Source organism: Plantactinospora alkalitolerans (assembly GCF_015690345.1).
Classification (GTDB): domain Bacteria; phylum Actinomycetota; class Actinomycetes; order Mycobacteriales; family Micromonosporaceae; genus Plantactinospora; species Plantactinospora alkalitolerans.
Genome location: NZ_JADPUN010000320.1, coordinates 1 through 10,556 on the forward strand (window position 1 = coordinate 1; position 10,556 = coordinate 10,556).

Sequence of the window (10,556 nt, forward strand, 5' to 3'; positions counted from 1 at the left end):
CGACATCCACCGTCCCCGCCGCCCTCTCCACTGCCGCCATGTCTTCGGTAGGACCTGCGGCGCCACCGGAGTCGCGCCGGCCGGCCGGATCCCGGCGGCCGTCGACCGGGACCGCCGGTCCACTTCCGGCGCTCATGTCGCGCTGCCCAGCGCCGGTCCGGGACGGGCCGAGGGCAGCCGGCGGGCCCGCTCGGCCAGCCGGCCACGGGCCAACGCCGTTCCGTCCGCGGTAAGCCGGTAGCTGTGTCGGGGTGGCCGACCCGGGGTGGCCGCGGCCTCCCACCGGGTCTCCAGCAGGGACTGGTCGGCCAGCCGCATCAGGATCGGATAGAGCGTGCCGGAGGCGAGTTCGGTCTGCTTGCTCAGGTCGTAGCCGTACCGCCACTGGTCCGGCTCGGCGAGGAGTGCTTCGAAGAGCCGCAGGGTCTGCGGCGAGGTGTGTGGTATCCGAGGCATGGTGAAACTCTATATATATAGACCTTCGACGTCCAGCGATGGCGGACTCGCGGCACCTCGCCGCTCAACCGCCGGAATCGGCCAGTTCCGCACCGGCCGGCACCTCGTCGCTGTCCCGGTCCGCCAACCAGCCGTCCGGCAGATAGACCTTGCCCGGCGAGTTCGTCCGACCCCGGGGCTGACCGAGCGTCTCCACCGGAAACGGCTCGGCCGGATCGAGCTTGCCCAGCAGATCGTCGAGTTCGGTCAGACCGCTCGCCATCGCCAGGGACCGACGCAGCTCGCCACCGACCGGGAAGCCCTTCAGGTACCAGGCCACATGCTTACGGAAGTCCACACATCCGTCCCGCTCGGCGGTCTCCGGCCGGTCTCCCCCGGCGAACCAGTCGACCAGCAACTCGGCATGCCGGCGCATGGTCCGGGCCACCTCCCCGAGGTCCGGAAGCCGGCGCTCGGAGCGGCCGTCGAAGGCCGCCGCCAGATCCGCGAAGAGCCACGGCCGGCCCAGGCAGCCACGGCCGACGACGACACCGTCGACCCCGGTGTGCGCCACCATCGCGAGCGCGTCGTCGGCCTCCCAGATGTCCCCGTTACCCAGCACCGGCACGTCCAGCGCCTGCTTCAGGGTGCCGATGGCGTCCCAGTCCGCGGTGCCGGAATACCGCTGCGCGGCCGTACGCCCGTGCAGGGCCACCAGCGCCGCGCCCGCCTCCTGCGCGGCGAGACCCGCCTCGACGTACGTCAGGTGGTCGTCGTCGATGCCCTTGCGCATCTTCACCGTCACCGGCACCCCGGCCGGCGCGGCCGCCCGCACCGCCGCCCCGACGATCCGGGCGAACAGCCGGCGGCGCCACGGCAGCGCCGCCCCGCCGCCCTTCCGGGTCACCTTCGGCACCGGGCACCCGAAGTTCAGGTCGATGTGATCGGCCAGATCCTCCTCGACCACCATCCGCACGGCCGCGGCGGTAACCGCCGGATCGGTGCCGTAGAGCTGGAGGCTGCGCGGCCGTTCGTCGCCACCGAACGCGATCATCCGCAGCGTCTTCGGATTCCGCTCCACCAGCGCCCGCGTGGTGACCATCTCGCAGACGTACAGCCCGCCACCCTGCTCCCGACAAAGCCGCCGAAACGCGACATTCGTGATCCCCGCCATCGGCGCAAGCACCACCGGCGGCCACACCTCATGCCGCCCCAACCCCAGGGAGCGGGTAAGGAAGGGCCCCTTCTTATCGCTTTCAGTAGAAGAAGGGCCCCTTCTTAACGGCTCACCCATAGCAGACCTTCCGCCATCCCGGTGCGTTGTGCACAGCACCCCTGGTTATCCACAGCCTCGCAAAACGGCCCTGCCAAGGTACGCGACCCCGGGCAGCCTGCACCAATGACCACAGTCAGCACGCCCCAGGTGACCACGGCCGGCACGCCCCAGGTGACCACCGCCGGCACGCCCCAGGTGACCGCAGCGGGCACATCCCATGATCCGCGCCCGGAGATCGAGGAACTCGCCGACCGTCAACAGCACATCGTGACACGGCGCCAGTTGCTCGCCGCCGGCATCGACGACATGCACATGTACCGCCAGACCCGGCGCGGCCGGTGGCAACGCGTCCTGCCAGCCACGTACGCACTCGTCAGCGGCACGCTCACCGACGAGCAGCGACGCATCGCCGCCGCCCTCTACGTGGGGCGAGGCGGGCAGCTCACCGGACCGGCCGCCCTGAACTGGTACGGGTTCCGCTATGCACCGAAGGAGGACCGGATGCACCTGCTCGTACCCCATGGAGCGCGCCGTGCCTCGGCCGGACACGTGGTGGTGTGGCGGGCTCTCGCGCTGGACGAGCACGCCCGCGACGCCGGTCTCTACCAGATCTGTTCGCCCGCACGCGCGGTCGTCGACGCCTGCCGGGGGCTGCGCGACCTCCGTACCGTGCGGTCGGTCATGGCCGAAGCGCTCCAGCGTGACTTCACCGATCTGCATGCCCTCGACGAGGAGGTGATCCGCGCCGGCCGGAGCCGGACGGCGCTGGTCAGGCAGGCGTTCGCGGAGATCCTGCACGGCGTACGGTCCTCGCCGGAGGCGGAGCTTCGGGCCTGCCTGGCCACGAGCCGCGTACTTCCCGAGATCATCTGGAATCCCTGGCTGCTCGGCCCGGACGGCGTGCGCCTGCCCACCCCGGACGGCTACCTTCCGGACGCCGCGATCGCGCTGGAGGTCGACTCGCAGGAGTTCCATCTGGCCCCGGCCGATTGGCGCCGCACCATGGACCGGCACAACGAACTCAGCCGGTACGGAGTACTGATCCTGCACTTCCCGCCGAGTCAGATCCGGCGGGAGCCGGATCGCGTCCGTCGCCTCGTCGAGGACGCGCACCGGTCCCGCCAGGCATCCGGCGCCCGCTGCGGGGTGTTAGTAGGGGCCCCTTCTTCTACAGAAAACGATAAGAAGGGGCCCTTCCTTACACCTCAGCAGCCGGGGAGGCGCTCGATGAGGTAGTGCTCCACCTGGTCCAGGGAAACTCGCTCCTGGGCCATGGTGTCCCGGTTCCGGACCGTCACGGCGTTGTCGTCCAGGGTGTCGAAGTCGACAGTGACGCAGAACGGGGTACCGATCTCGTCCTGGCGGCGGTAGCGGCGGCCGATCGCCTGGGAGTCGTCGAACTCGACCGCCCAGCGCTTGCGCAGGGCCGTGGACAGGTCCTTCGCCTTCGGGGAGAGGGCCGGGTTGCGGGACAGTGGCAGCACCGCCACCTTCACCGGGGCCAGGCGCGGGTCGAGACGCAGCACGGTCCGCTTGTCGACGCCGCCCTTGGTGTTCGGCGCCTCGTCCTCGTCGTACGACTCCAGCAGGAAGGCGAGCACCGCCCGGGTCAGGCCGGCGGCGGGCTCGATGACGTACGGCACCCAGCGCTCCTGCTTCTCCTGGTCGAAGTACGACAGGTCGACGCCGGAGTGCTTGCTGTGCGTGGAGAGGTCGAAGTCGGTGCGGTTCGCGATGCCCTCCAGCTCGGAGAACTCGGTGCCGCCGAACCGGAAGCGGTACTCGATGTCGACGGTCCGCTTCGAGTAGTGCGAGAGCTTGTCCTTCGGGTGCTCGTAGAACCGCAGGTTCTCCTCGGAGAGGCCGAGGTCGAGGTACCAGTTCCAGCGCTCCCGCAGCCAGTACTCGTGCCATTCCTCGTCGGTGCCGGGCTCGACGAAGAACTCCATCTCCATCTGCTCGAACTCCCGGGTACGGAAGATGAAGTTGCCCGGGGTGATCTCGTTGCGGAACGACTTGCCGGTCTGGGCGATGCCGAACGGCGGCTTCTTGCGGGCCGAGGCGGCGACGTTGTTGTAGTTGACGAAGATGCCCTGAGCGGTTTCGGGACGCAGGTAGTGCAGGCCCTCCTCGCTCTCCACCGGGCCGAGGTAGGTCTTCATCAGGCCGTTGAACATCTTCGGCTCGGTGAAGGTGCCCTTGTTGCCGCAGTTCGGGCAGTTCAGCTCGGCGAGCGAGGCCGGCGGCTGGCCGTGCTTCTCCGCGTACGCCTCTTCCAGGTGGTCGGCCCGGAACCGCTTGTGGCAGGACTGGCACTCGGTCAGCGGGTCGACGAACGCGTCGAGGTGGCCGGAGGCGGCCCAGACGTCCCGGGAGAGGATGACCGCCGAGTCCAGGCCGACGATGTCGTCCCGCTGCTGCACCATGGTCCGCCACCACTGGCGCCGGACGTTCTCCTTCAGTTCCACGCCGAGCGGACCGTAGTCCCAGGCCGACCGGGTGCCCCCGTAGATCTCGCTGGACGGGAAGACGAAGCCTCGACGCTTGGCGAGACTGACGACGGCGTCGATACGGTCGGCTGGCATGGTTACCTCCTACACCGGCTGGCGGCCGGCGGGGACAGGGTCGGGACGGTCAACGGGGACAACGGTCGCGGGCGGTGGACACCGTCGGCGTCCGGGCCCGGGTGGGTCGGTGTCGTGCACGACGAACGGTACGCCTCACCAGCGCCCCCGAGCCCAGCAGATTACTCCACGGCCGGAGTCGTACCGCCAGCGCCCGGCCCGCCCACCGAGGGCCGAACCGGGCGCGACTAACTGATGTCGCAGACCTTGAGGCCGCCGGCCGAGTCCTGGTCGAGCAGGGCCCGCAGGTTGTCCTGGCCGCCGCTGGCGTAGGTCACGTCCACCGGCACGCTCAGTTCCGACGTGAGCGACACGTCGCCGACCTGGAACGAGGCGATCTCCGGCTCCGCGCTCACCCGACGCTGGAACTCCGCCGGCGACTCCTGCTGCTGGGCGGCGTCGCAGAGCAGGTGGTACGCCTTGCTGAACTCCTCGTCGTCGACCGCGTCGAGGTACTCGCCGACCACCGTCCTGGCCTGCTCGTTCAGCGCTTCCGCGCCGGAGACCAGCAGTCCGACCAGCGCCGCACCGCCGCCTCCGCAGAAGAGCACCACGGCGAGGGCGGCCACCCCGATACCGAGCCACATCCGCATTCCCCGCCCCTCGGAGGGAGGTGCGGCGAACGGTGGCACGGCGCCGGGGCCGGGTGGTGGGGCGGGAGCGTCCGGCGGTACGGGCCCGAAGCCCTGGTGCATCGGCGGTGCGGCCCCGTACCCGGCGGGCTGCCCGTAACCGGGACCAAGTTGTCCGTGCCCCTCGGCAGGCGCGCCGCCGTATCCGGCGGGTGCTCCGCCATGACCGGCAGGTGCGTTGCCGTACCCGGCGGATGCGTCGCCGTAGCCGGCAGGTGCGTTGCCGTACCCGGTGGATGCGTCGCCGTAGCCGGCAGGTGCGTTGCCGTACCCGGTGGATGCGTCGCCGTAGCCCGTCGGTTGCCCGTGACCAGGGGGTACGCCGTAGCCGGCGGGCGGCGCGGAGCCGCCGGGGGTGCCGTACGCGGCAGGCGGTCCGGGGATGCCGGGCGGGGCTGGCGCGTCGGCTGGGCCGGGTACGTCAGCCGGGGTCGGGCCGTCGCCCGTGGTGGGCCCGGGATAGGACGCCGGCCCACCGGGCGGTCCGGGAACGGTCATGGGGCAAGGGTAGTGCCCGGCGCATCACCGGCCGGAGTCAGCGGCCCGGTCACTCGGTGTGACTTCGACCTGGCCGTCCGGTTCGGCGGTGGCGAGTGCCTCGTAGGCGGACGGCTCGTCGAGCGACTCGGCGAGCAGCGGAGTGGCGTGGATCTTCACGTCGAAGGCGCCGAGGGCCCGACGGTAGGTGCCGACCGATTCCCAATCGGTGATCAGGCACCAGTGGCTCGGGTCGTCGAGGGCCCGCAACAGTTGGCCGCGACGGTAGCCGGGGCGGGCGGCGAGCGCGGCGAGCGCGGCATGGGCCCGCTCCGTAAAGGCCGGCGCGGCGTCCTCCGCGACCACGAACCTGTTCGTGACGAGCACCGGGTGCCTCCTCCAATGGTCGGTCGGCCGGCGGGCTGGGGTGTCGCGCACGACAGCTCACCGGTCGGAGAATCGATATCTCGTAGAGTCTGTGGGATGCAGCGTACGCAGAGTGTTCTGCTGGTCCGCCTGGCCAGGGCCAACCCGACGTCCGTGTTTCTCGGCGTCCTGGTGCTGGTCCTGGTCGCCCTCTTCGCACCGGGGATCATCGGCGGGGCACTGCTGCTGGCCCTCGCCGTCGGCCTGGCCGCCCTGCTGGTGACCACCTGGTCGGTGCAGACCCCCGTCACCCGGACGATTCGGCTGGTGATCCTGGCTCTCCTGTTCGTCGCCGCGCTGACGAAGATCCTCTGACCGACGCCCCGAGGAAGAAGATCATCTGACCGATCATCCGACCGATCCGCTGACCGATCCGCCGAGCCGGGACCATGACGTGAAGCACTCTCATGCAAGCATGCGTTTTTGACAATCATTCTCATTGTCGCGGACAGTGGATGACATGCTGATCCGCTCCGCCCTCCGTACCGTGGCCGTCGCCGCCACCGGCCTGCTCGCGCTGGCCGGCGCCGCCGCCTGCACCGCCGACGGCACCGGTGCCGATCCCGACCGGGTCGACGTCGTCGCCGCGTTCTATCCCCTCCAGTTCGTCACCGAGCGGGTCGGCGGGGACGCCGTCCGGGTGACGAACCTCGCCAAGCCGGGCGCCGAGCCGCACGACCTCGAACTGAACCCGGGCCAGGTCGGCCAGGTCAGCGACGCGGAACTGGTGGTCTACCTCGCCGGCTTCCAGCCGGGCGTGGACGAGGCGGTCGAACAGCAGGGCGGCGACCGCGCCTTCGACGTGGCGACCGTGCAGCCGCTGCTGAACGCGGCGGCCGGCGGACACGATCACGAGGGCGAGGAGCACACGGGCGGGGCGGCGGGTGCACAGGAGGAGCACGCGGAGGGCACCGGCGGCAAGGACCCGCACGTCTGGCTGGACCCCAGCCGGCTGGCCACCATCGGCGACAGGCTGGCCGAGCGGCTGGGTTCCGTCGACCCGGACCGGGCCGCCGACTACACCGCCCGGGCCAGGGCGCTGCGCACCGACCTGGAGACCCTGGACTCCGAGTACGCCCAGAACCTCAGGACCTGCCAGCGGCGCGAACTCGTGACCAGCCACACCGCCTTCGCCTACCTGGCCCAGCGCTACCAACTGGAGCAGGTCGGCATCTCCGGGCTCACCCCGGAGGACGAGCCGGCCCCGCAGCGGCTCGCCGACGTCGCCGCCGAGGCCCGGGAGCACGGTGCCACCACGATCTTCTTCGAGACCCTGGTCAGCCCGAAGGTCGCCGAGACCATCGCCCGGGAGATCGGGGCGAAGACCGCGGTGCTGGATCCGATCGAGGGCCTGCAACCGGGCAGCACCGGCGACTACCTTTCGGTGATGCGCAGCAACCTGCAGACCCTGAAGACCGCGTTGGGATGCTCATGACCGACTCTGTGGTCTCCGTCGAGCACGGGGTGGTCGCGTACGACGACCGGCCCGTGCTCCGGGACGTCTCGCTGCGGGTGACGACCGGTGAGGTGGTCGCCGTACTGGGCGCGAACGGGTCCGGCAAGTCGACCCTGATCCGAGCCGTCCTCGGCCTGGTGCCGCTCTCCGCCGGCACCGTCACGCTCTTCGACACCCCGCAGCGCCGGTTCCGGCAGTGGTCCCGGATCGGGTACGTCCCGCAGCGGATCGGCGCCGGCAGCGGCGTACCGGCCACCGTCGCCGAGGTGGTCGCCTCCGGCCGGCTGGCCCGACGGGGTGTACTGCGCCCGCCCGGCAGCGCCGACCGGACGGCGGTGGCCGAGGCGCTGAGCGCGGTCGGGCTCTCCGACCGGGCCGGTGACCCGGTCGGCACCCTCTCCGGGGGCCAGCAGCAGCGCACCCTGATCGCGCGGGCGCTGGCCGGCCAGCCGGAGCTGCTGATCCTCGACGAGCCGACCGCCGGGGTCGACTCGGCCAGCCAGGACGCGTTCGCCGAGGCGCTGCGCGGGTTCGTCGCCGGTGGCGGAACGGTGCTGCTGGTCGCCCACGAACTCGGCCCGCTCTCCGCACTGATCACGCGCGCGGTGGTCGTACACCACGGGGAGATCGCGCACGACGGCGCGGTACCGGAGCCGGCCGGTCACCACGCCGCCCCCGGACACGAGCACGTCCACCCGCACGCGCCGGAGGAGTCGGTCGGGATGTGGGGCGGATGAACGAGCGAAGCGAGGAGGGATCATGAGCGAGCGCAGCGAGCGAATCAGCCGGCTCAGTCGTCAAGCTCGTGACGCCGACGAGCGCAGCGAGGAGGGGTCATGAGCCTGTTCCAGTACGACTTCATGATCCGGGCCCTGATCGGTGCCCTGGTGATCGGGCTGACCGCCCCGGCGCTCGGCATCTATCTCGTGCAGCGGCGGATGTCGCTGATCGGCGACGGGATCGGGCACGTCGCGCTGACCGGTGTCGGGGTCGGCCTGCTGCTCAACCGGTCCCCGGTGGTGATGGCGGTGATCGTCGCGGCCGTCGCGGCCGTCGCCATCGAGCTGATCCGGGAACGCGGGCGCACCTCCGGCGACGTCGCGCTGGCGATGCTCTTCTACGGCGGGATCGCCGGTGGGGTGATGCTGGTCGGGCTCTCCGGCAGCCGCAGCAACGCCAACCTGATGGCGTACCTCTTCGGCTCGCTGACCACCACCTCGCCGCAGGACCTCGTGGTGATCGTGGTGCTCGCGGTGGTGGTGCTGGTCACGATGATCACGCTGCGGCCGGCACTCTTCGCGATCTCCCACGACGAGGAGTACGCCCGGGTCTCCGGCCTGCCGGTCCGGGCGCTCAACCTGCTGCTGGCGGTCACCACGGCGGTGACCGTGACCATCGCGATGCGGGCGGTCGGGTTGCTGCTGATCAGCGCCCTGATGGTGGTGCCGGTGGCCACCGCGCAGCTCTTCACCCGGGGTTTCCTCGGCACCATGCTGTCCGCGATGGGGCTCGGCCTGCTGGCCTCCGGTTCCGGGGTGTGGCTGGCCGGCACCGCCAACACCGCGCTCGGGGCCACCATCGTGATCCTGGCGATCGGGCTGTTCCTGGTGGTCGCCGTCGGGGTGGCACTGCGTCGGGCACTCGGCCGGCGCAGGGCCGTACCGGGATCGGCTCACCAACTGGAGCCGTGCGACGTGGTGCTGGGAACCGCCCCACGGACGGCGCCGGACACGTCGGACCCGGCGGCGGACCCGGCACCGGATCCGGTGGCAGACCCGGTGGCCGACCCGGCTGCGCCCCGGAAGGGCGGCGCGTCCGCGGACGGGGCCCGGCCGGTCGGCATCCTCCGGAAAGGCTGATCCGACGGGGGACCCGAGTTTGCGATCATCGGCCGACGGGCGGTACCCGGTTAACATTGGTTACCGTTACGGAATGACGAGCACGAACGGCTACGAGGGCTTTGCCGGCGCCGGAGAGCTGCTTCGTGCCCTGTCCGCACCGATCCGGCTCGCCATCGTCAGCGAACTCGCCGGCGGCGAGCGATGCGTGCACGAACTGGTGGAACAGCTCGGCGCACCACAGCCACTGGTCTCGCAACACCTGCGGGTACTCCGTGGCGCGGGCGTGGTCCGGGGCTCCCGACGTGGTCGGGAAATCGCGTACGCCTTGGTCGACGAGCACATCGCGCATATCGTGGCGGACGCGGTCAGCCATTCGGGAGAGGCAACATGACGGGGTCCGGCGGCCAGCCGACCGGTACGGCGCGGCGGGAGGGCGACATGACGACGGCAGACAGCGGCACGGCGCTCCGCAACACGCGCCAACGCAGCGCCGTGAGTGCCCTGCTCGGCGAGGTGGAAGGCTTCCACAGCGCCCAGGACCTGCACGCGATGCTGCGCAGCCGGGGCGAACGGGTCGGGCTGACCACCGTCTACCGCACCCTCCAGGGGCTGGCGGACGCGGGCGAGATCGACGTGATGCGGCCGCCGGGCGGCGAGCACCTCTACCGCCGGTGCAGCGAGGGACACCACCACCATCTGGTCTGCCGGGCCTGCGGCCGTACGGTCGAGGTGGAGGGGCCGGCGGTGGAGAGCTGGGCCGAGCGGGTCGCCGCCAAACACGGGTACGCCGACGTCAGCCACACCCTGGAGATCTTCGGCACCTGCCCGGACTGCGCCCGCCGCTGACCCGGATCCCCGGCTGAGCCACGCCGGCTCGCCGCCCCGTTAGCCCGCACCGCGGCAGACGCAGCAGAGGAAGCAGACGCAGCAGACGAGCCCTGTTCAGCCTGCACCGAAGCAGACGAAGGCCGCCGCCGTGGCCTGGGCGGACCCGTCATCGGTGGCGGCGAACCCCCGCTGGGCGGCGGCGAGCGCGGCCGCCGGCAGGGCACCGGCATCCATCCGTCGGTGCAGGTCCAGCATCAGCTCGGTGGTCAGGTCCGCCGGCACCGGCAGCACGGTGGCGATCAGACTGCTGGCGCCGAGGGCCAGCAGTACCGACGTGAACCCCATCACCTCGTCGCCGGGGCGGACGCCGGACAGCCCCGAGTCACAGGCGGAGAGTACGACACAGCCCGGCGGTCGGGGCAGCCGTTCCAGTTCGTACGCGGTGAGCGGGCCGTCGGCGAGTTCCAGTGTGGAGAAGAGCGGGTTGTCCGCCCGGAATCTGCCGTGCGCCGCGATGTGTGCCAGCCGGGCCCCGTCCAGCGCCGTCGTCACCGCCTCGAC

At 71.2% G+C, this 10,556-nt stretch carries 12 protein-coding genes and 1 pseudogene; 7 read left to right on the plus strand and 6 right to left on the minus strand.

Annotated features, from left to right (window positions below; all coding sequences use genetic code 11):
- Positions 1–132 precede the first annotated feature (132 nt).
- Together I0C86_RS35095 and dusB are read right to left on the minus strand one after the other, a co-directional pair.
- Positions 133–456, minus strand: coding sequence for a PadR family transcriptional regulator (locus I0C86_RS35095; RefSeq protein ID WP_196205612.1), 324 nt, complete (start codon positions 454–456; stop codon positions 133–135).
- Between the two features lie 64 nt (positions 457–520).
- On the minus strand, positions 521–1,609 hold the full coding sequence (dusB, locus tag I0C86_RS35100; protein WP_407676384.1) for a tRNA dihydrouridine synthase DusB: 1,089 nt from the start codon (positions 1,607–1,609) through the stop codon (positions 521–523).
- A gap of 225 nt (positions 1,610–1,834) precedes the next feature.
- On the opposite strand from dusB, the gene I0C86_RS35105 reads away from it, so the two are divergent.
- Positions 1,835–2,947, plus strand: a complete 1,113-nt coding sequence (locus I0C86_RS35105; protein ID WP_230395304.1) for a type IV toxin-antitoxin system AbiEi family antitoxin domain-containing protein — start codon at positions 1,835–1,837, stop codon at positions 2,945–2,947.
- Here the strand turns inward: I0C86_RS35105 and I0C86_RS35110 are convergent.
- From I0C86_RS35110 to I0C86_RS35120, 3 genes are all read right to left on the minus strand, one after another.
- Positions 2,917–4,296 (minus strand): glycine--tRNA ligase, encoded by a 1,380-nt coding sequence (locus tag I0C86_RS35110; protein ID WP_196205614.1) that lies wholly within the window; start codon positions 4,294–4,296, stop codon positions 2,917–2,919. The genes I0C86_RS35105 and I0C86_RS35110 overlap by 31 nt on opposite strands.
- Before the next feature lie 227 nt (positions 4,297–4,523).
- Positions 4,524–5,465 (minus strand): hypothetical protein, encoded by a 942-nt coding sequence (locus tag I0C86_RS44020; RefSeq protein WP_230395305.1) that lies wholly within the window; start codon positions 5,463–5,465, stop codon positions 4,524–4,526.
- Positions 5,466–5,489: 24 nt separating this feature from the next.
- Positions 5,490–5,831 (minus strand): antibiotic biosynthesis monooxygenase family protein, encoded by a 342-nt coding sequence (locus tag I0C86_RS35120; RefSeq protein WP_196205615.1) that lies wholly within the window; start codon positions 5,829–5,831, stop codon positions 5,490–5,492.
- A 96-nt stretch (positions 5,832–5,927) separates the two neighbouring features.
- On the opposite strand from I0C86_RS35120, the gene I0C86_RS35125 reads away from it, so the two are divergent.
- The 6 genes and pseudogenes from I0C86_RS35125 (at position 5,928) to I0C86_RS35150 (ending at position 10,013) form a co-directional block, all read left to right on the plus strand.
- Positions 5,928–6,185 carry a hypothetical protein gene (locus tag I0C86_RS35125; protein ID WP_196205616.1) on the plus strand — a complete coding sequence of 86 codons (258 nt, stop codon included), beginning with the start codon at positions 5,928–5,930 and terminating at the stop codon, positions 6,183–6,185.
- Between the two features lie 145 nt (positions 6,186–6,330).
- Positions 6,331–7,305 carry a metal ABC transporter substrate-binding protein gene (locus I0C86_RS35130; RefSeq protein WP_196205617.1) on the plus strand — a complete coding sequence of 325 codons (975 nt, stop codon included), beginning with the start codon at positions 6,331–6,333 and terminating at the stop codon, positions 7,303–7,305.
- The gene (locus tag I0C86_RS35135; protein ID WP_196205618.1) at positions 7,302–8,063 is read left to right on the plus strand and encodes a metal ABC transporter ATP-binding protein; all 762 of its coding nucleotides are present in this window, start codon (positions 7,302–7,304) and stop codon (positions 8,061–8,063) included. The genes I0C86_RS35130 and I0C86_RS35135 overlap by 4 nt, the downstream gene beginning before the upstream one ends.
- Before the next feature lie 99 nt (positions 8,064–8,162).
- Positions 8,163–9,029, plus strand: a pseudogene (locus tag I0C86_RS35140) (metal ABC transporter permease); the annotation flags it as partial.
- A gap of 229 nt (positions 9,030–9,258) precedes the next feature.
- On the plus strand, positions 9,259–9,558 hold the full coding sequence (locus I0C86_RS35145) for an ArsR/SmtB family transcription factor (protein WP_196205620.1): 300 nt from the start codon (positions 9,259–9,261) through the stop codon (positions 9,556–9,558).
- A gap of 47 nt (positions 9,559–9,605) precedes the next feature.
- Entirely contained in the window at positions 9,606–10,013 is a 408-nt protein-coding gene (locus I0C86_RS35150; RefSeq protein ID WP_196205623.1) for a Fur family transcriptional regulator, read from the plus strand.
- Positions 10,014–10,109: 96 nt separating this feature from the next.
- Here I0C86_RS35150 and I0C86_RS35155 read toward each other — a convergent pair.
- The coding region (locus I0C86_RS35155; protein ID WP_196205621.1) for a CHAT domain-containing protein at positions 10,110–10,556 on the minus strand (447 nt) is incomplete at its 5' end.

What these genes read in the sequence shown, in the direction of transcription:
- I0C86_RS35095 (WP_196205612.1), bottom strand. Translation starts at nt 456, where the DNA reads ATGCCTCGGATACCACACACCTCGCCGCAGACCCTGCGGCTCTTCGAA.
- dusB (WP_407676384.1), bottom strand. Translation starts at nt 1,609, where the DNA reads ATGGCGGGGATCACGAATGTCGCGTTTCGGCGGCTTTGTCGGGAGCAG.
- I0C86_RS35105 (WP_230395304.1), top strand. Translation starts at nt 1,835, where the DNA reads ATGACCACAGTCAGCACGCCCCAGGTGACCACGGCCGGCACGCCCCAG.
- I0C86_RS35110 (WP_196205614.1), bottom strand. Translation starts at nt 4,296, where the DNA reads ATGCCAGCCGACCGTATCGACGCCGTCGTCAGTCTCGCCAAGCGTCGA.
- I0C86_RS44020 (WP_230395305.1), bottom strand. Translation starts at nt 5,465, where the DNA reads ATGACCGTTCCCGGACCGCCCGGTGGGCCGGCGTCCTATCCCGGGCCC.
- I0C86_RS35125 (WP_196205616.1), top strand. Translation starts at nt 5,928, where the DNA reads ATGCAGCGTACGCAGAGTGTTCTGCTGGTCCGCCTGGCCAGGGCCAAC.
- I0C86_RS35130 (WP_196205617.1), top strand. Translation starts at nt 6,331, where the DNA reads ATGCTGATCCGCTCCGCCCTCCGTACCGTGGCCGTCGCCGCCACCGGC.
- I0C86_RS35135 (WP_196205618.1), top strand. Translation starts at nt 7,302, where the DNA reads ATGACCGACTCTGTGGTCTCCGTCGAGCACGGGGTGGTCGCGTACGAC.
- I0C86_RS35145 (WP_196205620.1), top strand. Translation starts at nt 9,259, where the DNA reads ATGACGAGCACGAACGGCTACGAGGGCTTTGCCGGCGCCGGAGAGCTG.
- I0C86_RS35150 (WP_196205623.1), top strand. Translation starts at nt 9,606, where the DNA reads ATGACGACGGCAGACAGCGGCACGGCGCTCCGCAACACGCGCCAACGC.